Genomic DNA, 22,528 nt, shown 5'->3' on the forward strand with positions numbered 1-22,528 from the left:
TCCAGCTCTTTTATATTCTCTGAGCGAGCTGTTGGATCACTGTTAGCGCAATTGCTGTTTTGCTATTTGTTGGTAATTCAAGCTGTTCATTATGCCAGTACAGGGTTAGCGCATTATTGTCAGCGTTAAACCCAAGATCACTTTGTGATACATCGTTAGCGCAAATCATATCCAGGTTTTTATTTTTTAGTTTACCTTTTGCGTAGTTTGCTACATTTTGTGTTTCTGCGGCAAAACCAACAGTGTAAGGGCGGTTTTGCTGTAAATTAGCTACGTGTGCAATTACATCCGGGTTTTTAACTAAAGTAAGAGTAAGCTCGTCGCCTTGCTTTTTCATTTTTTGTGCTGCAACGGTTGCTGCGCGGTAGTCGGCAACAGCTGCGCAGCCAATAAACGCATCTGAGCGCGGTGCGTAGTTGAGTGATTCGTTTAATAGCTGCTCGGCGCTTTCTATGTTGATCAAATTTACGCCAGCAGGGGCTTTTATAGTCACCGGGCCTGAAATTAAATTAACTTTAGCGCCAAGTAATAAAGCGGCCTCAGCAAGTGCGTAGCCCATTTTTCCTGAACTGTGATTAGATATAAAACGTACCGGGTCAATGGCTTCTCGGGTCGGGCCTGCAGTTATGGTAATGGTTTTACCTGCAAGTAACTGAGGTTGCTCTTTTGCAATACATAAAGCAACTAGCTCATGAGGCTCTAGCATGCGCCCAGCGCCTACATCGCCACAAGCTTGCTCACCCTTTCCTGGACCCCAAATAAGCACGTTACGTGCTTTAAGTGTGGCTAAATTAGCTTGTGTAGCAGGGTGAGCATACATTTGCTGATTCATAGCCGGTGCGATAGCGACTTTAGCCGGAGTTGCAAGTAATAAGGTAGTGAGTAAGTCATCGGCAATGCCCGCCGCCATTTTAGCAATAATGTTGCTGGTGGCTGGGGCAACTAAAATTAAATCGGCCCACTTGGCAAACTCAATATGGCCCATAGCAGCTTCTGCTGAAGGGTCGAGTAAGGAGTCTGCAACCATTTCACCGCTCACAGCTTGCATAGTTAAGGGGGTTATAAAATGTTTTGCTGATTCAGTCATAACTACTTTAACACTACAACCATGCTCTTTTAAGCGTCTAACCAGTTCTGCGCATTTATAGGCCGCTATACCGCCGCTAATTCCCAGCACTATTTTTTTATTAGTTAAATTAATCATGGTTGTCCATCAGCCTTATTTAATATTAGGGCTAAAATAACAAATCTTGACCCGTACAGCTAAGCTTTTAAGATGAAAATAACAGGCTAATTTTCAAATTTGCATTACAGTTAATATATAAGCCGATTTATCAAGGATGAATAATGCAACTAACCTCACTTCCTAATTCGCAGCGTCCCCGCGAAAAGCTAATCGAAAAAGGCGCAAAAGCGCTCAGTGATGCTGAATTGCTTGCCATATTTTTACGCACCGGTTTGCCGGGTATGAATGTGATTGAGCTTGCCCAGCATTTACTTAATGAAAACAAAACGCTGCACAATTTATTTAATGCCAGTATGGAAGAGTTTTGTGCGCAAAAAGGGTTAGGTACAGCTAAGTATGTGCAGTTGCAAGCGGTGCTTGAGCTCAGCCAACGTTACATGCAGGAGCGTTGCCAGCGCGATGCTATATTTAACTCGCCAAACGCTGTATATGATTATTTAACCTTGCAAATGCGTGGTTTGCAGCAGGAAGTATTTATGGTGTTGTATCTTGATAGTCAAAATCGCTTAATTAAAGATGAAATACTTTTTTATGGCACCATTAATTCTGCCAGTGTCTACCCACGAGAAGTGGTAAAAGCGGCACTTAAAAATAATGCAGCAGCGGTTATTTTTGCGCATAATCACCCAAGCGGGATTGCCGAACCGAGTCAGGCCGACAAACTTATTACTAATAAATTGCAACAAGCACTGCAATTGGTAGATATAAATGTGCTGGATCATATTATTGTTGGAGGAGAAACCTGTGTTTCTTTTGCTGAACGAGGTCTTATTTAGCTTTACTTTTACAGAAGAGTACTAAAAACGAGCAGTTTAGTGTGTTTTGGCAAATTAGTTTAATTTAAATGCAGTTTTTACTTTCCCTATGGGCTTTCGATCTTTATAATTAGCCGCTATCAAATTTGCACATGAGCTGATTGGATGAGATCAGTTATTTGATCTTCGCCTGTAAAAGCTGTATAAAGAGCGCCCTTCGATTTATCTCTAGGGCACAACTACATGGCCTTAGGGAAAATTAAGCTCGAGCTAAGTTATTGGAGATATATAGACATGGCTAAAGTATGTCAAGTTACAGGTAAGCGTCCTGCGGTTGGTAATCACCGTTCACACGCGAGAAACGCGACTAAACGTCGTTTCCTACCTAACCTACAAACACACCGTTTTTGGGTTGAAAGTGAAAAACGTTTTGTAACATTACGCACTACTACTAAAGGTATGCGTATTATCGATAAAAAAGGCATCGACACGGTTCTTACAGAAATCCGTGCTCGCGGCGTAAAAGTTTAAGGATCTGAATCATGCGCGATAAAATCCGTTTAGTTTCAACTGCCGGTACTGGTTTTTTCTACACTACCGACAAGAACAAACGTAACATGCCTGAGAAGATGGAAATCAAAAAGTTTGATCCAAAGATTCGTAAACATGTTCTTTTTAAAGAAGCTAAAATTAAGTAATTTTAGTTTTCTATTAGAATGTAAAAACCCAGCTTATGCTGGGTTTTTTGTTTTTGTTTTACGTAAAATAATAGCTTAATTGTTTAATATTGCCCTTAGCTTTAGCTTAGAGCTTGCTTCTAATAGCTGTAATATATCAGCGCTTACCCCTCAATTAAAACCTACTCGTTTGATTATCAGCGTATTAAATCACTTTTTCTAAGTGAGTACTTATTTACTGTGGGGCTATTTTACATAAAGGTTTGCATAGGAGTATAATGCTGCGCTCATTTAGTTTATGGTTGTCTTATCTTCAACTTAGGCTGTAGGAATTGCCATGGAAAGTTGGTATTTAGTTGTATGTAAACCTCGCCAAGAAGAGCGTGCGCAGGTTAATTTAAAAAACCAAGGAATAGCGTCATTTTTTCCAAAGTTAACTACTGAAAAGTTAGTTAAAGGACGCCGCACTGTTAAGCAGTCTGCTTTATTTCCTGGTTATGTATTTGTGTGTTTAGAAGCTGAGAATGGTAACTTTTTTGCGGTAAAAAATACCCGCGGAGTAAGTGGCTTTGTAACTTATGGTGCTGCATATCAGCGTGTGCCCGTTGAGTTAATTAATCAGCTTAAAGCAGAGCGTTCGTACTCACATGAATCGCAAGTTCCTAAAAGCGGTGACTTGGTGAGTGTAAACAATGAGTCATTTAAAAATATTGACGCTATTTATAAAGAGCCTGATGGCGATATGCGCAGTATTTTGTTCATTAATTTGCTTAACAAACAAATAGAAATTAGCGTGAGTAATCAAGCAATAAGCAAAATTTAATAAAAAAGGGGAAGTAATAAATTACTTCCCCTTTTTATAAATGTTTATAGCAGTAATTAAACCTTAAAGTTCTCTACTGATAACCTAAGTTCTTCTGCTAGTTTTGCTACTTCTGAACTTGATATGGTCGTTTGTATTGCGCCCTCAGCGGTTTGCTCGGCTATAGCAACAATGGACTCTAAGCGCTCACTTATTTCTTGTGATACTTGTTGTTGCTCTTGCGCTGCCGTTGATATTTCTTCACTCACGTTATGCGCTTGCGATACGGCTAAAGTAATCGAGTCGAGAGCGCTGCTTGCTAAATCGCTTTGCTTAACACACGACACGGCTTGTTGTTTACCTTTTTCCATAGCCGATACAGCGGCTTCTGCACCGCTTTGTAGTGACTCAATCATAGATTGAATCTCTTGGGTTGATTCTTGTGTTTTACTTGCCAGAGAGCGTACTTCATCTGCTACTACAGCAAAGCCTCGCCCATACTCACCTGCACGCGCTGCTTCAATCGCGGCATTTAATGCCAATAAGTTTGTTTGATCAGCAATACCGCGAATAACATCTAATATACTGCCAATCGATGCGCTGTCTTTGTGGAGCTTATTAATAACATTCGACGCTTCATCAACTTCGTAAGCTAGTTGCTCAATAGTGGCTTTATTTTGATTTGAAATGTCTTTAACGCGCTCGGCTTCTTTATCGGCATTTTTAATCTCATGTAACGCCTGTTGAGCGCTATTACTTACCGTTTGTGATGTACTACTCATTTCTGTTGTTGCTGTAGCTGCCTGTTCAACTTGTGCTTGCTGATTACGAATTGCTTTACTTGATTCGCCAGTAATTGTTGAGGTTTGCTCTGATGCAGCTGCAAGCTGAGTTGAGCGTGAAATAATGCCTTTAATTAAACTGCGAAGGCTATCAATTAAGGTGTTACAGCTTTTAGATAGCTCACCAAACTCATCTTTGGCACTGTCATCTAAGCGCTGTGTCATATCGCCACTTGCTACAATATCTAAAATGCGGTTAACTTCAGCCAGTGGTTTAGTAATACGATTAACTGTAACGACTGCCACGATAATTGCAATTATGGTGGCTATTATCATGCCTATCCAAGTCCACAAGTTTGCAGAATCTACGTCGCTGCGCACCCCTTTTTGCAATGAAAAAGCAACATCGCTGGCTTGTTTTACAAGTACGTCAATTTGATTTAGCGCTGTTTTAGTTGCCTGCTCAGACTCTGCAAGTTCACGTTCAGTAAGGCTAATTGCATCGATTAAGCGTTTTTTATTCGCAGCAAGGCTATTGTTACCTACAATGTTGCTCTCTAGCGTGTCTGCGTATTCTTTTAGACTATTGTATAAACCACTATGGCTTTGCTCTATGGCTGGTTTAATTAGCGCTACGGTGCGGGTCACTTCTTCGAAGTAGTATACTTGCTCATTTTTTACAATATCTAAGGTATTAAGCGTTTTAACCGTTAGCATGTCGGTACTGTTGCTTACTACAGACATAAAATTGTTTTCAAGATTATTAGCAGCCTGGTAAGCGCGTGGGTTACTTTGCTCTAAGCCGTTTATATCAATAATATCGAGTACAATTGAGTTTGCATCTTCGGCGGCAAGCTCTATGCTTTCTAGTTGCGCTTTTAACATTTTATTCAGTGCTAGCTGTTTAGCTTTGTCGGCAAGTAAGCCCTCTACCGTGCTTAAAAAACTTAAATAGGTTGTTTCAACTTGTTGGCTACTTTTACTCAATAGTGGATCGTTTTTAACCACTTCTTGTAATTCACTATGCAGCGTATTGAATAACTGCTTTTGTTCGAGCACTTGGTTTTTTATTGGTTCTAGTTGCTCTGCAGAAGAGGTATAAAAACTAGCTTGAGCTGCTTTGCTCATTAAAATAAACTCGGCTTGTAATTCAGCGCTTTTATTTAAAGCGGGCAGCGACAACTGATTTACTTTTTGGGTGGAGCGATCAATATTTGCTATTTTTATTAAAGAGTTACCGCCAATTATTAAAAGCAGTAGAGTGATGAAAATAAATCCACCCCAAATACGCTGGCTCACTGTTAAATTCATACGGATTTCCATTCTAAAGTATATCAGTTAAAACTTATCGGCTTGTATTGCAATAAGTTAAGTAATTAAAGTTAATTTTAATTGTTTAATCTGTGTTGATTATTTTTAATTAAGCAATGGCCATGCGTAGCTCTAATTATAGGAGTGCTATTTTTGCTACTAAATATAATGCCAACTTAATGTGAACAGGTTGTAGTTACAAAGTTTCAACATGCGACATTAAACTTAACAGATGTATTACTTTATTTCAGTTTATTTAGACGAAAGTTGTGATTTTTCTACAGTTTTTTGTTTGCTTTTTAATTCTATTAAGGTCATGGCGCCTCCCCAAACACATCCGGTGTCTAAGGCTAATAAATGATTATGAGGTGTTTTACCATTTAATGCTGCCCAGTGGCCAAAAATAAGCGTTTGTTTAGCCGTTGTTATTGCTGGATGCATAAACCAAGGGGTTAAGTTATTGCCACTTGTTACTTCCCCTTTTGCACTTAAGTCGAGTTGGTTATCGGCAGTTAAAAATCGCATACGGGTAAAGTAGTTAACTATGTATCTAAACTTTTCATAGTTATTAAGTTCATTAGGGTTATTAATGGGGTGAGGTTGGTACATGTTTGCAAAAAAGTCATGCGCTTTAGGCGAGCTGTAACAATGCTGAGCAAACTGAGCATGTTGTAAGGCTTGTGCTATCGACCAGTCAGGGTTGAGCCCAGCATGGGATATAAAGCTATTGTACTGCTTAAGGTAAAGTGCCAAAGGTTGAGTTTGTAAAAGTGCAATATAGTGGGGGAGTCTAGTGCTATTGAATACAGCTGCTAATTTATCATTAGGGTTGGGTGGTTTATTAAGTAGATAGCAGGCAATCAGGTGTAAGTCATGATTGCCTAGCGTAACTGTAATGCTATTTTGGTGTTTGTATAAGTACTCTAAACAGGCTAGTGAGTCAGGGCCTCGAGCGACTATATCGCCCACCAAGTAGAGATGATCTTTACTTGGATTAAAGTTAACGCGTTGGAGTAACGCGTTAAACTCGTTAAAGCAGCCTTGCAAATCACCTATTGCGTAGTCAGCCATGCTTATAGTGTACTAGTGCAGTATGTTAGGGCAGGCTAAACGAAACACGTTAATAGGCGCTTTAAACTCAGTGCCAAACTCGTTACGTAACGTATAATGCCCTTGCATAGTACCTACAGGGGTATCTAGTATTGCCCCACTGGTATATTTATAACTTTCGCCGGGTGCTATAACCGGGTTTTCGCCGACCACACCTTCGCCTTGTACTTCAATTTCTTTGCCATTTGCATCGGTAATTAACCAATAACGGCTCAGTAATTTAGCGCTACACAAACTGTGGTTTTTAATGGTTACAGAATAAGCAAATACAAACTTTTCGAGTTCAGGTTGCGACTGCTCTTCTACATAAAATGTTTCAACAGATACCTTTACAGGCGATCCAATATTACTGCTTGTTGTCATAAATCCAATTTGCTATGTCAATAAATTGTTGTAACGATAAGCGCTCAGCACGCAAAGTAACATCTATGCCAATGCTGGTTAGCTCATCTGCAGTTAGTAAGTTGCTTAAACTATTGCGTAGTGTTTTACGACGCTGGTTAAAGGCTTCTAGGCAAACGTTATTTAAAATTTTCACGCTTTTTGCAGTGCGTTGTTCAGGCTTTTTAGGGATTAAGCGAATAACCGCCGAATCAACTTTAGGCGCAGGTTTAAAGCACTCAGGCGGTACTTCTATAACCGGCATTGCATTACAGTAGTACTGAGTCATTACGCTTAAACGACCAAAGGTTTTGCTCCCCGGGCCTGCAACCATGCGTTTTACTACTTCTTTTTGCAGCATAAAGTGCATGTGCTCAATATTGTCTGCAAATTCAAAAAGATGAAATAATAACGGAGTCGAAATGTTATACGGTAAGTTACCAAACACTTTTAGTTTTTTGTCATCTCTCACCAAGCTTGCAAAATCAAAGGTCATTGCATCGCCTTGGTTTACGGTTAATTTAGGTCCCAAAAATGGGTGTTCAATTAAACGCTGTGCCAAATCTTTATCTAATTCTACAACCGTTAAATGGCCGCTTAATTCGGCTACCGGTTCAGTAATTGCGCCAAGGCCTGGACCAATCTCTACTAGGTTATCTTCTGGTTTAGGATCGATTGCGCTCACTATTTTACCGATGATCATGTCATCAAATAAAAAGTTTTGTCCAAAACGTTTACGGGCGCGGTGTCCTAAATGTACTTTATCGGTCATTGATTTTGTGCTTTTTCTTGGGCGAGCTTAATTGCTTCGCGGATCGCTAATTCAAAACTGCCAACATCAGCAGTACCTTTGCCTGCCAAATCCAGAGCAGTACCATGATCTACTGAGGTGCGAATAAATGGTAAACCTAAGGTAATATTTACCGAGTTACCAAATCCCTTGTATTTTAGCACAGGTAGCCCCTGATCGTGATACATAGCTAATACGGCATCGGCTTCATTTAGGTATTTATCTTGAAATAAAGTGTCGGCAGGGAGTGGACCAATCAGGTTCATACCTTGGTTGTTAAGTATTTCAAGTGTTGGAATAATGGTATCTATTTCTTCACGGCCTAAATGGCCATCTTCACCAGCATGAGGATTTAAACCACAGACTAAAATACGCGGCTTTTCTATACCAAACTTAGTTTGTAAGTCGTGGTTTAAAATACTCGCTACTTTGATTAGCCGATCCTCTGTAATAGCACGCGATACATAGGCAAGCGGAATATGCGTCGTTACCAGCGCTACTCTTAGGCCTTGCGTAGCAAGCATCATTACTACATCTGCGGTATTCGACTGTTGTGCAAAATACTCGGTGTGGCCACTAAACGAAATACCGGCTTTATTAATAATGCCTTTATGTACTGGGCCGGTAACAACTGCTGCAAAAGTGCCATCCATGTTTTTTTCACTGGCAATACGCAAAGTGTCCAATACGTATTGGCCATTAGCATCGTTAAGCACACCTAGCTCTACAGGCTCAGCTACATCTACTTGATGTAGGTAAAGGCTTCCTGCTGGTGCAGGCGTTGCTGCAGCGTGCTGATCAAACTCTATTAGCTTTATACTTAAGCCTAAATGTTTTGCACGTTGCTTAAGCATATTCGCGTCGGCAATGGCAACAAGCTGTGCGTCCCAAGTTTGTTGGGCAAGTTTTAACAGTAAATCTGGACCAATGCCCGCAGGCTCACCAGGGGTAATTGCGATACGTAATGTCATAGTTATTCGTCTATTGGGAAAATTTCAACATGGGCTTGTTCGCGCATTTCTTGCTGCCAGTTAAAGCTTTCTTCTTTAAATTTACGATTAAATAGCATGCCATGGGCGCGGTTGCGTTTAGCTTGCTCGGTTTTATCAGCTACACGGGTATCGAGTAACTGCACAATATGCCAACCGAATTGGCTTCTAAATGGTTCGCTAATTTCATTTTGCTTAAGTGATAATAAAGTATCTCTAAAGGCTGGAACATAGCTAGTTGGATCAGCCCAATCGTACTCACCACCTTTAAGGGCTGAGCCTGGATCTTCTGAGTATTCTTTAGCAAGTTTTGCAAAGTCGGCTTTATCAGCGCGTAAGTCTTTTACAAAACCGGCAAGCATACTACGTGCTTTTTCTTCACTTAAAATAATAGATGGTTTTATTAAAATATGACGTGAGCGAGTTTCAGTTGTTTCTACAACTTGACGACCACGAACATCTTGGACTTTTATAATATGAAAACCAGCACCAGAGCGCAGCGGACCAATAATAGCGCCTTGCTTTTTACCTTTTACGGCTTCAGCAAATAACGACGGCATTTCGTTAATGCTCATCCAACCTAGTTGTCCACCTTCAAGTGCTTGAGAGCCGCTTGATGATGAAATAGCAATGCGTTTAAATTCTTGCTCGTCATTAAGTAATTCAATTACTTTGTCTGCGCGCGTTTTAGCTGACGCAATTTCATCGGCGCTAGCATCACTAGGAATATCAATTAAAATATGGCCAATGTCATACTCTTCTGCGTTTTGACCTTGGCTTTCCATAATTTTTAGTAAGTTATCTACTTCTTGCTCGCTTACATAAACACGGCGATCAACATTGGCGCGCATAACTTGTTGCGTAGTGATCTCTTTACGAATTTCTTCACGGTATGCTTGAAAGCTTTCTCCCGAGCCCTCAATAGTACGACGTAAATCTGCAATGCTACCGCCTTGCTCTTTAGCCATACTTGCAAGTGTTTGATCTAGTTGGCTGTCTGAAATCTCTAACCCCATACGCTCAGCCATTTGCATCATGAGTGTTTGGTTAACTAATCGCTCTACGGCCTGGACACGTAATGTTTCGTCTTTAGGAAGCTCCTGACTCTGTTCTTCAGCTTGCTTTTTAACACGGTTAACTATGGTGTCCACTTCACTTTTTAAAATAACTCCTTGGTTGACTATGCCAATAACTTTGTCGATTTCAACCGGAGCTGCAAATGCGCTTTGGCATAAGCTAATACTTAAAACTGCTGATGTTAATAATTTTTTTAAATTCATATTCTTTTTACTACTCTTGCTAATAGTACTGTTGTGATCCTAGGGAATACTCAATTTTTAGCGTTAATTAATACTACTTTAACTTTAAAAATAGTGTCCTAGTCATTAAGAAAATACGGTCTACGATAACCAAAAATACCTTGTTGTAATAATTTTTTAGCATCATAACGGCTTTTACTACCTAACCCTTTTAAAACAAAATTCAAACGAATGCTTGAATCAAAAGTCGCCTGTTGTTGCCCTATAGACTGATTTAAGTCGGTAACAATTTGGCGATGGCCAGTAATTTGAAATGCCCAACAGCACGATTCATACTGTAGTCCGCTTAACACTTCGATACTGCGGTTATTTTCAAGGTCGCGGTGATAGCTTGCAATAAACTGCCATTCGTCGCTCACTGGAATGCTTGTAAATAAGCCTGTTTGTTCAATTGCATTACCTGAGACATCATCTGAATACCGATGGTTCAATTGAACTAGCTCATTATCGTCGCCTTTATAGTCGAGCGTTACGTTAGACTGAATAATTTGTTTACCGTCAGTATCATACTGAATACCCGCAGATAAATACCAGCGACGATGCCAATGTACCATGGTTTGTGCTGCAAACAAGGCATTGTAGTTGGTGTCTGAGTTTAATCCTTGCTCTGTAGGTTTGGCTGAATCGCTTAAATAAAATATTTGTCCGGCGCTAAAATTAAATACTTCTTGGTGTTTTTTGTCAAATAACCGAGTCGTTGCACCTAAGGTAAATTGGTTAGCAGCAGCTATTCTATCAACACCTGAAAAGCGTGTGTCTCTAAATAAACCAAAAAAATCATCTTGTAGTTTGGCAGTATCAAATAAGCCAATATCAGATTGATCTTCATTAGGGGTATATAAATATTGTAGCTGTGGCTCTAAAGTTTGAATACCGTCATCAATAAAGTAGGAGGTTTCGCGCTCAAAATTAAGTTGTGTATACAAACGTACTTTTGGCAGTGTACGCGATACGCTTTCGCTGTATTGAGTTCCTTCTAAATCACCATGCTGTTTGTAGTTTGTTTGTAATATGCTTACTTCTGATAAAAACGACCATGCATGTTCTTTATAATCAAAGCGAGCTTTTGGCTCAATATGTATTCGAGTAGCTTGATCAATAATAGCTGAGCTATTAGTAAAGTGGCTCACTTCTCCCGATACACTAAAATCAAAGTTGTCGTATTGCCAAGGTGCGGTTTGGGTAAAACTAATTTGTGGCAAAGCGGTATAAGACTCTAAGTGATCGCCCAGTACTTCAAAGTTTTGTACTGTAATATCGGTACGCCAAGTGTCGCCCATATGAGTAAGCGAGCCTGTTCTGTACAATTGAGTATCGGTTTTACTGGCATAATTAGAGTCTAAATCAGTTAAGTAGTTGTCGTCACTCACGTTTGTTATATCAACATTAGCGCGCCAGTTTTCACCTAAATAGCTTTTTTGTTGCCAATGAAACATATAACGATCGCCAAGATCGGGGTCTGAATCATCTTTATTTAAATATTCAATACCCACTAAGCCTTCATGCTCTTGGGTTAAATATCTAAATTCAGTTTGCAGTTGTAAACCTTTACGCGACATATAACGCGGGGTAATGGTGGCATCTAAATTGGGAGCGATATTCCAGTAGTAAGGCGTAATAGTTTCTAAACCATAGCGATCTGAGCTTGAAAAACTAGGCGTAAGTAACCCAGATTTACGGCGCTCATCAAGCGGAAAGGTAAAATAAGGTAAATATAAAACCGGCGTATCTAGGATGCGTAAAACCGCATTATAGGTTTCGCCCCAGCCTTCTTCGCGAGAAAGGTTAATTTCGTCGGCTTCAATGGCCCACACAGGTACTTCGCCAGGGCAAGCAGTAAAGCTTGCATTCATTAGCATTAAGCCAGACTCATCAACGGTGAGTTTTTCAGCGCCACCTTTGCCTAGCTGTTGTGTTAGGCTATATTGTGCACCAAGTAAGCTGATTGCTGAATTATTTAAATCGGCGTTGAGGCCAGTGCTGTTAACTTCGCTTATTTTGTCGCGATAAGTAATTGGCCCAGTAGCATTGAGTAAACCGCGCTGTTTATCGATTAGTGCAGTTTGTGCGGACAAACTCATATTAACGGTGTTAATATCAACATTACCAGTAAATTCAGCGCTTTGTGTGCCTAAAAGCTCTACGTCGTTAGCGCGAATATCAACCATACCTAGCTTTAAGCCAGGAAGCGGTTGCCAAGCTCTGGTTTGCATTGAAGTGCCACAAAACTTGTGTGTCAGTTCAGTTTCGGCAAGCGATGGTGCGCTCAGTACGCTTAGCATCAATATGCCCCAGGTTTTGCTCATTTATCGACCTTTATACGCTGTGATTAATTTCAAGTAGACATAATAAAGGAAAACAATGGCAAAGTAATTAGTGAAAAATAGATAGCTTATAAAATGACACGTTTTGAACGCTTACAACTCTTTATAAATACTCACTTTAGTGAGCAACAATGCACGTTAGCGGCAATTACTGCCGATGCGAGTTTTCGTCGTTATTATCGCTTAAATTGTGCTAATAACAGCTTTATAGTGATGGATTCCGATCCGCTTAAAGTAAATAATGCGCCGTATATCTCGCTTAATAGCGTATTTACGCAGCAAGGATTTTTATTGCCCGCTATTATTGCCAGTGACGAGCAGCAAGGTTTTTTTATTTTAAGTGACTTAGGCAGCACGCACCTAGCAGACATGCTTGATGATGAGCACCGCACCGAGTATTACCAGCAATTAATTAAGCTGAGCGTACAGTGGGCAAAAACACCTGCAGCCGCTGCTATGCAAGCTTATGATAAAAAGTTTATAGCTGTTGAGCTTGGCATATTCAGCCAGTGGTTAATGCATGACTTCATTGATTGTGAACTAACAGCAGAGCAACAAATGCTGTGGCAAACAAGCTGTGATCTGCTTAGTAATACCATGCTTGCTCAGCCTAGCGTTACCATGCACCGCGATTACCATAGTCGTAATATTATGCGCTGCAACCAGCAATGGGCGATCATAGATTATCAAGATGCTGTACGCGGGCCGTTGTGTTACGACTTGGTATCTTTGTTACGCGATTGCTATTTTAAACTGCCAGAGAGCGAATTAACTCATTTAGTTAAATACGGATACGATGAATTTAATCGCCAAGGTTTAATTGCTAATGTTACCTTTAATGAATTTAAATATTGGTTTGATTTAACCGGTTTACAGCGCCATTTAAAAGCGGCAGGTATTTTTTGTCGTTTGTATTTACGTGATGGTAAAAAAGGTTATTTGGCTAATATACTTCCTACACTTGCATACATTGTAGAGGTAGCTGCTAATTATTCAGAGCTACAGGCCCTTGGCTTATTTATACAAAATACCATTGCTCCTAAAGTGGTTGAGCGCTTGGCTAAGGAGCGCACATGAAGGCGATGATTTTAGCGGCCGGGCGCGGACAACGTATGATGCCACTAACGCAAAATATGCCTAAACCTATGTTGGCAGTAGCGGGTAAGCCATTAATTGAGCATCATATAGTTAATCTTAAAGCGGCGGGTATTACCGAAATAGTAATAAACCTTGCGTGGCAAGGTGATAAAATTAAAGATTATTTTGCCAATGGCAGCAAGTGGGGCGTAAATATACGTTATAGCCAAGAAGTGGCAGGTGGCCTTGAAACGGCCGGTGGCATTATTGCTGCGCTGCCCCTATTAGGCGATACCTTTATTGTTATAAATGGCGACATATATACCGATTACGACGTAAGCGCGTTAACTCAACTGCATTTACAAGCGGGTGAGGCGCACATAGTGCTGATAGAAAACCCACCGCATAATCCTAACGGTGATTTTGCACTCAGTCATTTGTCGAGTGATAGTCAAAAATATACATTTTCTGGAATTGGCCGATATCAAGCCGATTTTTTTAACGATTTTGAGCAAGGTGTTCGTCCGCTTGGGCCTATTTTAGCTAAAAAATTAACTGAACATTTAGTCTCTACCGAACTCTACATAGGCCAATGGGATGATGTAGGTACTCCTGAGCGATTATCAGCACTTAATCAACGACAAATTTAATAGAGGTAATAATTTAGATGTGGGGAAAAATACTCGGGTTTATTTTCGGTTTTATGTTTGGCAAAATATTTGGTGCTATTTTTGGCCTATATCTTGGCCATATGTTTGATAAAAGCTTAAAAAAAGATTTTGATAAAGCCGGTGGCTTTTCAAACTTATTTAAAGGTGACGACGTCAACGAGCGTCAAGCGCTGTTTTTTTCTAGCTGTTTTGCAGTTATGGGGCATATTGCTAAATCAAATGGGCGCATTAGCGAAGTACATATTAAAGCTGCAACGTTATTTATGGACGAAATGGGCCTACAAGGCGAAGAGCGCCGCGAAGCACAACATGCATTTCAGTCGGGTAAAGAAAATGATTTTTCATTAAAAGAAACAGTACAAGACTTTAAAGAACGTTTTGCTAAGCGTTATGATTTATTACAGCTATTTTTAGAAATTCAAATTCAAATGGCATTTTCAGATGGTGTACTCGCTGAGCAAGAAAAACTACTTTTACAAGAAGTGAGTAAACAGTTAGGCGTATCTAGAGCGCACTTTGCTTTTGTATTAAAGCGTTACCAAGCAGAGTTTAGCTTTAGGCAGCAGCAACAGCGTTATAAACAACAACAAGGGCAAAGTAGCAGTTACCGTGAAGGTTCAGGCCATCATGTACCACCTAATAATAATATAAACCGCACACAAGCGTTGGCATTATTAGGGCTTAATGACTCGGCAACAGCGCGAGAAATAAAGCTCGCGTATCGAAAACTGATGGCGCAGCATCACCCTGATAAATTGGTATCGCAAGGTTTACCAAAACATATGATGGAATTAGCGGTCAAAAAAAGCCAAGATATTCAAGCTGCTTACGAGTATTTAAAAAAGTCGGCGTAAAAAGCCGTCTATTTCTTTACTTAGGCGTGCATGTTGATCGGGCTGATTGCGCAAACCAAATAACTGGCGTTGGCGATAATCAAATTTTGCGTTGCGGTTAACCCAGCGCTGACGATTTTTAAGGTTCATTAAAATCTCGTTGTTATCGTTAGCGTAGTAAATATCCAGTAATGGTGGGGCAATTAAAGACGAAGTTTGGCTTAAGTCTTGATTACGTTTACTGTTAGGTAAATAACTGCTTAAACTTATAAATGCATTAAGTCTTGAGTCGGGAAATTGCGCATAATGTTCAAGTAGCACGCCAGCACTGATCCCCTGGGCAATTACTACAATATTATTCGGCTCTGCCATTACTGTATTATACAGTGCTTCATAGCGGGCGATTAAATTTACTTTATAGTTATCGAGTACCGCGTCACTCACTTTTTCAATGGCATTAACATGGTGTGGCTCAGCACTTTTGTTTACACCAGTATCCTCAATAGTAGCACTTTCAACTGCAGCACTTTCATTATCAGTGCTTTGATTATCAGTGCTTTGATTAGCTGTATTTGCATTGTCAGAGCTTTGGGCAAGAATATTTTCAGCTGAGGTGCTTTCAGTTGCAGTGTTTTCGTTAGTTGCAGCAGTGGCTACTTCACTCGCCTGCCAGTTAATATCAGGTACTGTCATTGCGTAGGTAGTGTAGCCTAAATTATTTAGTTCTTTGCGTAAAAAGCTCATTCCGGCATTATTGGTCGCGCTTGATTGCCAATCAGGTATAAGCAGTACAGTGCCTCTAAAGTCAGCACTCATATACTCGCTGTATAAGGTTAAAAATTCAGTATCGCCAGCTAATATAGGCTTTATTTCATCATTGGGAAGTAAGTGTTGAATATCATTATTTTCAATACTTGCATACGAGGGTGGGGCAATATGCTCTGCTGCAGTTACTTGCACAGTTAAAAGTAGCGCACAGCTTAGCAGTACGTTTAGTTTAATTACCTTTAAATACTGCGCCAATACCATAACCAACTCAAATTAAAAATATTACTTAAATATCGGCGCAGCAGCAAAAAAGTTTAGCGTAACAGGCTAAACTTTAATATTAATTGTTAGCGCTAAAAATCAGGGTCAGCTTCAAATGTAAGTATTTGCTCAGTAGTTGGATGTTTTAAGCTGAGCATTTGTGCGTGTAATTGCAAGCGCGGCGCCGCAGCGAGTGCCTCTTTGTGCGCGTAAAGCCTATCACCTAAAATAGGATGGCCTAGGCTTAGCATATGTACACGCAACTGGTGCGAGCGCCCTGTAATAGGGGTTAGTTCTACACGGGTTGCATGTGGTTCACGTTCAAGTATTTTAAAGTGCGTAAGCGACGGCTTACCGTTTTCGTGATCAACCATTTGCTTGGGGCGATTAGGCCAATCGCAAATAAGCGGTAAATCAACCGAGCCGGTTTGCGCCTCAAGTTGCCCATATATCCGGGCAATATAGCGCTTGGCGGTTTCGCGCTCCTGAAACTGCATACTTACATGGCGGTGTGCGGCTTTATTCATTGCCAAGCAAAGTATGCCCGACGTTGCCATATCTAAACGGTGCACTATTTTAGCAGTAGGAAAAACTCGGTTAACACGGCTTATTAAGCAATCGGCATGTTTAGGGTCTTTACCTGGCACGGTTAACAACTCGCTAGGCTTATTAACGATGAGTAAGTCCTCATCCTGATACAGAATAGTTAAATACGGATCTGTTGGGGGATTGTAGTTAATTAACACGGCCGACCTCAGTGATTTACAAGGGCGCCATTTTAGTGGAGCGGGCACTAAGGCTCAAGGAAAAAGAACAAAGTTTAATTGCGTGTTTTTCATACTGGTGTAAAATTACACCAGTATGATTTTTTGAGGTATATATTATGGCAAGGCAAAGCATTTCGCTCACTGAGAAAAATGATTTATGGCTGCGTAATCACATTGAAAATGTAGGTGATTACGCGAATAAAAGCGAATTAGTGAATGACTTAATTCGACGTGCAAGAAGGGCTGAAGCTATCAATAGTAAACTGCTTAAATCTGAAAAAAGTGGCTTTACTAATCAATCTGCTGATGAAATCCTGACTGAATTTAAACTAAATGTTAAGTAATGCGAAAGTTTAAACTCTCAAATGATGCTAAAGAAGACTTACGTCGTATTTATCAGTATGGCTGTAAGGAGTATTCACAGCAGCAAGCAGATACTTATTTTTATGCTTTTTTTACTCTGTTTGAAAAGCTAGCTGCAAATCCTTATTCCTGCCAATCAGTTGCTCATATTCGTAAAGGTTATCGACGTGCCGTTTGTGGCTCAGATAGTATTTATTACAGAGTTTATGAAACTGATGTTGAAATAATGGCTGTTTTGGGTGGGCAAGATATAGAAGAGTGGTTGTGATTTACAAGTGATTTTAGAAAGAGTTGAATAGCACTTAACTAATCGTTTTATAGGGTTTTTATCAAGTTTTAAGGTGAGCTCAGTAATAAATTTTTTATTACAACAACGCATGCATTAAGTTGAAACTAAAAAGCCTGAGTTCGATACACTACCGAAATCAGGCTTTATTAGCTGCTTAGAAATGAATCCAACTTTATGGGGTCACTTCAAAATACCGCGCTTTCTTCATTCGCACATTAGCAATTTTTTACTAACGGCTGTCAGCTTATCGCCAAAGCGTTAGTGCGAAACCACAATCAAGCGTATCGCATCTAGTTTTAACTGGGTTTTTTCAATGTAGGTAGTCAAATCTGTGCGTTGCTTATCGTAGAAGGTAATTTCTTCTTGGCGAATATTAGGGTTAATTTGCTTAAGAGCAACTAATCGTTGCTGCTCTTCACTTAGTGATGTTTGCATTTTAGCCAGTGACGCAGCACGAATAACTTCAAGCTTTTCTTGTGCCATGTCTTTTGCGGTGCTGATCATTGGGTGAATAGCACTTTGCAATGCGCCAGCTAGTTTACTGGCTGTTTGGCGACCAACGGCAGAAAGCTGCTGATTAAAGCCGTCAAACGCGACGTTTTCACCTAAGTTATTACCTGCTTTATCGAGTAAAATACGAATTGGCGTAGGTGGTAAAAAGCGTCCTACTTGTAATACTTTTGGTGCCATAGCTTCGGCTACAAAAATAAGCTCAACAAAAAAGGTGCCTGGTGGTAGTTTTTTGTTTTTAAGTAAAGCAACCGATGCGCTACCAAAATCGTCGTCACAAATCATATCTAGGGTGCCTTGCACCATAGGATGATCCCAACTAATAAAGTGCACGTCTTCTTGCGAAAGCGCGGTATCGCGGTCAAATGTAACTGTCATGCCATCTTCTCTTAATGCCGGAAACGAGGCGTTTAACATATGCTCGGTTGGCTTTAAGATAATGGTATTTTCGCCTTTATCTTCTTGGCTTACGCCAAAGGTGTCAAATACGTTAATCATGTAACTAGGCAGTTCAAACTGATTGTCTAGTTTTTCAATATCAGCTACCAAAGAGTCGGCTGCGCCTTGGCCCGATGAATGCAGCTCAAGTAAACGGTCGCGTCCGCTTTCCATTTGTTTGCGCAGTACCGCATTTTTTTGTGCTACTTGCTCAAGTAATGGATCTAACTCGTCTTCGTCGCAGTTATGCGCTGCAATGTAATCAAGTAGGTCATCACGGAATTCTTTATACAACATTTGTCCCGTTGACGAGGTAGATTCGAATGCGTCTAGGCCTTCGTTGTACCAACGTAGTAATACTTCTTGGGCGGTGTTTTCAAAATATGGCACGTGAATGTTCACATCTTGAGTTTGTCCAATGCGGTCTAGTCGGCCAATACGTTGCTCTAGTAAATCTGGGTTTAGTGGTAAATCAAATAACACTAAATGATGTGAAAACTGAAAGTTACGCCCTTCAGAGCCAATTTCAGAACACAGCAGTATTTGCGCGTTGTCGTACTCGTCTGCAAAAAATGCAGCGGCGCGGTCACGCTCAATAATCGACATACCTTCGTGAAACACTGAGGCTTTAATTGCTTCGCGTTCACGTAGTATTTGCTCAAGGCTGATAGCTGTTTCGGCTTTAGCACATATTAGCAGTACTTTTTCACGCTTAAGGGTTTTAAGAGTGTCGATTAGCCAATCTACGCGAGGATCAAATGCTCCCCAGCTGGCGCTTTCGCCTTCAAACTCTTGAAATATTTTTTCTGGGAATAGTGCGCGCTGTGCACTAAGTTCGGGATTTTGAATGCCGCTCATATTGCCCAGTACTGTCATTGCTGTTTTATATTGCTTTGGCAATGGCATAGGGTAGGCGTGTAATATACGGCTAGGGTAGCCGTCAATGCCGCTGCGGCTATTTCTAAATAAGATGCGGCCGGTGCCGTGGCGATCCAGTAACATGTTAAGTATTTCTTTACGCGCGGGTAAATCACCTTGCTGTGCTTTTGCCAGAATATCGGTAATGTCGGTTTCTTTTAATAGCTCAATTAAAGTCGCTTTAGCGCTCTCGTCTAGGCCTTGCTCTTGGAGTAATTGATTAGCAGCTTCGGCAACGTCTTTGTAATTTGCTTCCTCTTCTTTAAATACGTCGTAGTCGTAAAACCTGTCTGGATCGAGTAGCTGTAGGCGAGCAAAGTGGCTGCTATGACCAAGTTGATCTGGCGTGGCGGTAAGTAAAATAAGGCCCGGAATATCTTGGCTAAGCTCGGCCATACGTTGGTACTCTGAGCTTGGCTTGCCATTATTAATACTTAAATGATGCGCTTCATCTATTACTAGTAAATCCCAGTCAGCTAAAGTTGCTTGTTCGAACCAACGTTTTTTCTTGGTTAAAAACTCTAGGCTGGTAAGTACCAGTTGTTCGGTATCAAATACATTTGGCGAGTCGGCAAACGCTTCATCGCAACGATCTTCATCAAAAATAGAGAAACGTAAATTAAAGCGGCGCAGCATTTCTACTAACCATTGGTGCTGCAGATTTTCGGGTACTACAATAAGCACACGGCTGGCACGGCCACTAATAATTTGCTGATGTAAAATCATTCCCGCTTCAATTGTTTTACCCAGACCTACTTCATCTGATAAAAGTACGCGTGGTGCAAAACGTTTACCTACTTCTTGGGCTATATAAAGCTGATGCGGAATAAGATTAGCACGCTGACCAATTAAGCCTTTTATAGGCGACTGTTCACGTTCAAATTTATGTAACCATGTTTGGTAGCGCAGCGTGTAACGATCAAAACGATCTACTTGGCCGGCAAATAAACGATCTTGAGGTTTGTTAAATTTAATAAAATGATCTAGAAAGGTTTCTTTTAGTTTGGCTGCTTCACCATTATCAACACGAGTACCGTGATAACAAAGTAGCTCGCCTTGCACTTCAATAGACTCAACTTCTAATTCCCACTCTTCAACGCTTTTGATCACATCGCCAGGATTAAATGACACACGGGTTACGGGTGCTTCTGCCCAAGAATAAACGCGGCTTTCGCCACTAGCAGGAAATAATATGCTGACCTGACGGCCCTCAATGGCAACAACTGTGCCTAATCCTAAATCTGACTCTGTATCACTGATCCAACGCTGACCTAAGGAAAAATTCATATATGTCTCGTCTATGAAGAAAAAGGCGGCTATGTTACCTGTTAGACAACACCACTGCAAGGCGCTATTAGCCTCACTTTTAATTAATTCGGTAAGTGTGAATTATTCCTAACAAAACGGCTAACATCTGGATCTTTTTTGGGTAAATAAGTACACAGTAAGATAATAAATAGCTCTGCAGCTATTACTTTGAGCGTTAGCAGCATTAAAAATATTTCCTTAGCAAAACCTACTTAATTAACTTTTATAATGCACTATTTTAGTCAGTCGATTGCTTTGATTTTAAGGTTTAATTAAAACAAAATCGAGTTTGTAATAAAACGGACTTTTATGACAAATAGACTAAACTAAAATTATACCTAAGTAACTAACGAGCCATCACTACTCAAAAGCACTTAGTTAGTTTGGTATAGCATACTCATCATAAAAAGTAAGGAAAGTGCTATGGAAAATGCTTCGAACCTTAAAAGTAAAATGTATGTGCTAGATACCAATGTATTGCTTCACGAACCCCTCGCGTATTTATCGTTTCAAGAGCACCATGTAGTTATTCCGATGACAGTGTTAGAGGAGCTTGATCATATAAAAGATAGAAAACACGATGTAAGCCGTGATGCTCGCGTGGCTATTCGTGGTTTAGATGAAATATTAAAAAATGCCACACCAGAGCAAATGCTCCAAGGCGTAGCCCTTCCTAGCAATAAAAAAGCGAAAACAGCATCAAACGGCACTTTAATTATTGTAAACGATCATTTATTTGCCGACTCTATTTCTGGCCTGCCAGGCAATGAAAACGATCATCGCATTATTAACTGTGCAGTGCATTTACAAAAGCAGCACACAAATAGCAAAGTAATATTAGTCACTAAAGATATAAACATGCGCTTAAAAGCCAAAGGTGCAGGGCTTAATTATGTTGAGGATTACCGCACCGATCAGCTTATAGACGACATTAGCTTACTAACCAGCGGCTACAAAAAAATAGCCGGAGACTTTTGGCAGCATGTTGGCCAATGTAATACTGAGCAATATGGCCGTGAGACCTTGCATCATGTGGCTAAAAACTTAATCCCTGATGTATTTTATAATGAGTATTTAATTGATGAGGGGGATCAGTTTGCAGCGCGAGTTAAATCGTACGATGAGGAGCATATAACCTTAAAAGATTTAGGTTATGAGCGATTAATGAACCAAGGTGCATGGGGTATTAAACCAAAAAATATTTACCAAGGTATGGCACTCGATGCTTTATTAGATACCAGCATAGAACTGGTTATTTTAACCGGCCCTGCAGGGTGTGGTAAAACTTTATTGGCGCTTGCTAGTGCACTAGAAATGGTGATCGAAAAAGGCATTTACGACAAAGTAATAGTAACGCGTAATACGCCAGAAATAGCCGAGTCAATTGGCTTTTTACCCGGCACTGAGGAAGAAAAAATGGCGCCATGGCTAGCGGCCATTACCGACACCCTAGAGGTATTACATAAGGGCGACGAAAATCCAATTTCAAGCCGTAATTATATTATGGAAAAAGCCAATATTCAGTTTAAGTCGGTAAATTTTATGCGTGGTCGCAGTATTCAAAATGCAGTAGTTATTTTAGATGAAAGCCAAAACTTAACGGCGGCACAATTAAAAACCATTATTACCCGTTGCGGCGAAGGTACTAAGCTAATTTGTACCGGTAACTTGGCACAAATAGACAGTAACTACCTAACGCCGGTTACTTCGGGTTTAACTTATATTGTGGAGCGCTTTAAAAACTTTGAAGGTAGCGCAACAATAAACCTCAATGGTGTGGTACGTAGTCGCCTAGCTTCATTCGCTGAAGAAAACTTATAACTTGCGCTTAACATTATG

21 protein-coding genes are annotated in these 22,528 nt (G+C 40.3%); 10 read left to right on the top strand and 11 right to left on the bottom strand.

Features of this window, described 5'->3' with window-relative positions; translation table 11 throughout:
- Positions 1-10: 10 nt before the first annotated feature.
- On the bottom strand, positions 11-1,204 hold the full coding sequence (gene coaBC / locus HC000_RS03000; RefSeq protein ID WP_086997701.1) for a bifunctional phosphopantothenoylcysteine decarboxylase/phosphopantothenate--cysteine ligase CoaBC: 1,194 nt from the start codon (positions 1,202-1,204) through the stop codon (positions 11-13).
- Positions 1,205-1,347: 143 nt separating this feature from the next.
- Between coaBC and radC the strand changes: the two genes are divergently transcribed.
- The 4 genes from radC to rfaH all read left to right on the top strand — a co-directional run bounded on the left by radC (position 1,348) and on the right by rfaH (position 3,501).
- Positions 1,348-2,022, top strand: a complete 675-nt coding sequence (radC, locus tag HC000_RS03005) for a DNA repair protein RadC (protein WP_011329290.1) — start codon at positions 1,348-1,350, stop codon at positions 2,020-2,022.
- 273 nt (positions 2,023-2,295) lie between these two features.
- A complete protein-coding gene (rpmB, locus tag HC000_RS03010; protein ID WP_041454777.1) occupies positions 2,296-2,532 on the top strand; it encodes a 50S ribosomal protein L28 in 237 nt (78 codons plus the stop codon).
- Between the two features lie 11 nt (positions 2,533-2,543).
- On the top strand, positions 2,544-2,699 hold the full coding sequence (gene rpmG, locus HC000_RS03015; RefSeq protein ID WP_004335545.1) for a 50S ribosomal protein L33: 156 nt from the start codon (positions 2,544-2,546) through the stop codon (positions 2,697-2,699).
- A gap of 316 nt (positions 2,700-3,015) precedes the next feature.
- On the top strand, positions 3,016-3,501 hold the full coding sequence (gene rfaH, locus HC000_RS03020) for a transcription/translation regulatory transformer protein RfaH (protein WP_179806933.1): 486 nt from the start codon (positions 3,016-3,018) through the stop codon (positions 3,499-3,501).
- Positions 3,502-3,557: 56 nt separating this feature from the next.
- Here the strand turns inward: rfaH and HC000_RS03025 are convergent, their stop codons facing one another.
- The 7 genes from HC000_RS03025 to lptD all read right to left on the bottom strand — a co-directional run bounded on the left by HC000_RS03025 (position 3,558) and on the right by lptD (position 12,468).
- Positions 3,558-5,573 (bottom strand): methyl-accepting chemotaxis protein, encoded by a 2,016-nt coding sequence (locus HC000_RS03025; protein ID WP_179806934.1) that lies wholly within the window; start codon positions 5,571-5,573, stop codon positions 3,558-3,560.
- Positions 5,574-5,825: 252 nt separating this feature from the next.
- A complete protein-coding gene (locus HC000_RS03030) occupies positions 5,826-6,644 on the bottom strand; it encodes a symmetrical bis(5'-nucleosyl)-tetraphosphatase (protein WP_179806935.1) in 819 nt (272 codons plus the stop codon).
- 12 nt (positions 6,645-6,656) lie between these two features.
- Entirely contained in the window at positions 6,657-7,046 is a 390-nt protein-coding gene (apaG, locus tag HC000_RS03035) for a Co2+/Mg2+ efflux protein ApaG (protein WP_011329284.1), read from the bottom strand.
- Positions 7,030-7,836: a 16S rRNA (adenine(1518)-N(6)/adenine(1519)-N(6))-dimethyltransferase RsmA gene (gene rsmA / locus HC000_RS03040; RefSeq protein WP_011329283.1), complete on the bottom strand. Its 807-nt coding sequence runs from the start codon at positions 7,834-7,836 to the stop codon at positions 7,030-7,032. The genes apaG and rsmA overlap by 17 nt, the downstream gene beginning before the upstream one ends.
- Entirely contained in the window at positions 7,833-8,825 is a 993-nt protein-coding gene (gene pdxA / locus HC000_RS03045) for a 4-hydroxythreonine-4-phosphate dehydrogenase PdxA (RefSeq protein WP_011329282.1), read from the bottom strand. The genes rsmA and pdxA overlap by 4 nt, the downstream gene beginning before the upstream one ends.
- Positions 8,826-8,827: 2 nt before the next feature.
- On the bottom strand, positions 8,828-10,123 hold the full coding sequence (surA, locus tag HC000_RS03050; protein WP_179806936.1) for a peptidylprolyl isomerase SurA: 1,296 nt from the start codon (positions 10,121-10,123) through the stop codon (positions 8,828-8,830).
- A gap of 98 nt (positions 10,124-10,221) precedes the next feature.
- Positions 10,222-12,468, bottom strand: a complete 2,247-nt coding sequence (gene lptD / locus HC000_RS03055; protein WP_041454580.1) for an LPS assembly protein LptD — start codon at positions 12,466-12,468, stop codon at positions 10,222-10,224.
- Positions 12,469-12,561: 93 nt separating this feature from the next.
- Here lptD and HC000_RS03060 point away from each other — a divergent pair, with 93 nt between their 5' ends.
- From HC000_RS03060 to djlA, 3 genes are read left to right on the top strand one after another with little or no spacing between them, the layout of a single operon-like run.
- Positions 12,562-13,563: a phosphotransferase gene (locus HC000_RS03060; RefSeq protein ID WP_089368768.1), complete on the top strand. Its 1,002-nt coding sequence runs from the start codon at positions 12,562-12,564 to the stop codon at positions 13,561-13,563.
- Positions 13,560-14,213 carry an N-acetylmuramate alpha-1-phosphate uridylyltransferase MurU gene (gene murU / locus HC000_RS03065; RefSeq protein ID WP_058374205.1) on the top strand — a complete coding sequence of 218 codons (654 nt, stop codon included), beginning with the start codon at positions 13,560-13,562 and terminating at the stop codon, positions 14,211-14,213. The genes HC000_RS03060 and murU overlap by 4 nt, the downstream gene beginning before the upstream one ends.
- A 17-nt stretch (positions 14,214-14,230) precedes the next feature.
- Positions 14,231-15,088 (top strand): co-chaperone DjlA, encoded by an 858-nt coding sequence (gene djlA, locus HC000_RS03070; protein WP_011329277.1) that lies wholly within the window; start codon positions 14,231-14,233, stop codon positions 15,086-15,088.
- On the opposite strand, the gene HC000_RS03075 is transcribed toward djlA, so the two are convergent.
- Both HC000_RS03075 and rluA read right to left on the bottom strand, forming a co-directional pair.
- Positions 15,071-16,096, bottom strand: coding sequence for a DUF3530 family protein (locus HC000_RS03075; protein WP_179806937.1), 1,026 nt, complete (start codon positions 16,094-16,096; stop codon positions 15,071-15,073). The two genes, djlA and HC000_RS03075, sit on opposite strands and share 18 nt — an antisense overlap.
- Before the next feature lie 92 nt (positions 16,097-16,188).
- Complete coding sequence (gene rluA / locus HC000_RS03080) at positions 16,189-16,842, bottom strand: bifunctional tRNA pseudouridine(32) synthase/23S rRNA pseudouridine(746) synthase RluA (protein ID WP_179806938.1); 654 nt, start codon at positions 16,840-16,842, stop codon at positions 16,189-16,191.
- 137 nt (positions 16,843-16,979) lie between these two features.
- Here rluA and HC000_RS03085 point away from each other — a divergent pair, with 137 nt between their 5' ends.
- Together HC000_RS03085 and HC000_RS03090 are read left to right on the top strand one after the other, a co-directional pair.
- Entirely contained in the window at positions 16,980-17,207 is a 228-nt protein-coding gene (locus tag HC000_RS03085) for a hypothetical protein (RefSeq protein WP_011329274.1), read from the top strand.
- A complete protein-coding gene (locus tag HC000_RS03090; RefSeq protein ID WP_179806939.1) occupies positions 17,207-17,494 on the top strand; it encodes a type II toxin-antitoxin system RelE/ParE family toxin in 288 nt (95 codons plus the stop codon). Before HC000_RS03085 ends, HC000_RS03090 begins: the two co-directional genes overlap by 1 nt.
- A 279-nt stretch (positions 17,495-17,773) precedes the next feature.
- Here HC000_RS03090 and rapA read toward each other — a convergent pair whose 3' ends face one another.
- Positions 17,774-20,668 carry an RNA polymerase-associated protein RapA gene (rapA, locus tag HC000_RS03095; RefSeq protein ID WP_011329272.1) on the bottom strand — a complete coding sequence of 965 codons (2,895 nt, stop codon included), beginning with the start codon at positions 20,666-20,668 and terminating at the stop codon, positions 17,774-17,776.
- Between the two features lie 444 nt (positions 20,669-21,112).
- Here rapA and HC000_RS03100 point away from each other — a divergent pair, with 444 nt between their 5' ends.
- Positions 21,113-22,510, top strand: a complete 1,398-nt coding sequence (locus HC000_RS03100) for a PhoH family protein (protein WP_179806940.1) — start codon at positions 21,113-21,115, stop codon at positions 22,508-22,510.
- Positions 22,511-22,528 lie beyond the last annotated feature (18 nt).

Origin of the sequence: Pseudoalteromonas sp. MIP2626, from assembly GCF_013414205.1 — a bacterium.
GTDB classification, from domain to species: domain Bacteria; phylum Pseudomonadota; class Gammaproteobacteria; order Enterobacterales; family Alteromonadaceae; genus Pseudoalteromonas; species Pseudoalteromonas nigrifaciens.

Bases quoted from the DNA above. Each gene is read 5' to 3' on its own strand.
- rfaH (WP_179806933.1), top strand. From the start codon at position 3,016: ATGGAAAGTTGGTATTTAGTTGTATGTAAACCTCGCCAAGAAGAGCGT.
- HC000_RS03085 (WP_011329274.1), top strand. From the start codon at position 16,980: ATGGCAAGGCAAAGCATTTCGCTCACTGAGAAAAATGATTTATGGCTG.
- HC000_RS03075 (WP_179806937.1), bottom strand. From the start codon at position 16,096: ATGGTATTGGCGCAGTATTTAAAGGTAATTAAACTAAACGTACTGCTA.
- rpmB (WP_041454777.1), top strand. From the start codon at position 2,296: ATGGCTAAAGTATGTCAAGTTACAGGTAAGCGTCCTGCGGTTGGTAAT.
- rsmA (WP_011329283.1), bottom strand. From the start codon at position 7,836: ATGACCGATAAAGTACATTTAGGACACCGCGCCCGTAAACGTTTTGGA.
- rapA (WP_011329272.1), bottom strand. From the start codon at position 20,668: ATGAATTTTTCCTTAGGTCAGCGTTGGATCAGTGATACAGAGTCAGAT.
- HC000_RS03030 (WP_179806935.1), bottom strand. From the start codon at position 6,644: ATGGCTGACTACGCAATAGGTGATTTGCAAGGCTGCTTTAACGAGTTT.
- surA (WP_179806936.1), bottom strand. From the start codon at position 10,123: ATGAATTTAAAAAAATTATTAACATCAGCAGTTTTAAGTATTAGCTTA.
- pdxA (WP_011329282.1), bottom strand. From the start codon at position 8,825: ATGACATTACGTATCGCAATTACCCCTGGTGAGCCTGCGGGCATTGGT.
- HC000_RS03060 (WP_089368768.1), top strand. From the start codon at position 12,562: ATGACACGTTTTGAACGCTTACAACTCTTTATAAATACTCACTTTAGT.
- lptD (WP_041454580.1), bottom strand. From the start codon at position 12,468: ATGAGCAAAACCTGGGGCATATTGATGCTAAGCGTACTGAGCGCACCA.
- rpmG (WP_004335545.1), top strand. From the start codon at position 2,544: ATGCGCGATAAAATCCGTTTAGTTTCAACTGCCGGTACTGGTTTTTTC.
- radC (WP_011329290.1), top strand. From the start codon at position 1,348: ATGCAACTAACCTCACTTCCTAATTCGCAGCGTCCCCGCGAAAAGCTA.
- murU (WP_058374205.1), top strand. From the start codon at position 13,560: ATGAAGGCGATGATTTTAGCGGCCGGGCGCGGACAACGTATGATGCCA.
- apaG (WP_011329284.1), bottom strand. From the start codon at position 7,046: ATGACAACAAGCAGTAATATTGGATCGCCTGTAAAGGTATCTGTTGAA.
- HC000_RS03100 (WP_179806940.1), top strand. From the start codon at position 21,113: ATGGAAAATGCTTCGAACCTTAAAAGTAAAATGTATGTGCTAGATACC.
- HC000_RS03025 (WP_179806934.1), bottom strand. From the start codon at position 5,573: ATGAATTTAACAGTGAGCCAGCGTATTTGGGGTGGATTTATTTTCATC.
- HC000_RS03090 (WP_179806939.1), top strand. From the start codon at position 17,207: ATGCGAAAGTTTAAACTCTCAAATGATGCTAAAGAAGACTTACGTCGT.
- djlA (WP_011329277.1), top strand. From the start codon at position 14,231: ATGTGGGGAAAAATACTCGGGTTTATTTTCGGTTTTATGTTTGGCAAA.
- coaBC (WP_086997701.1), bottom strand. From the start codon at position 1,204: ATGATTAATTTAACTAATAAAAAAATAGTGCTGGGAATTAGCGGCGGT.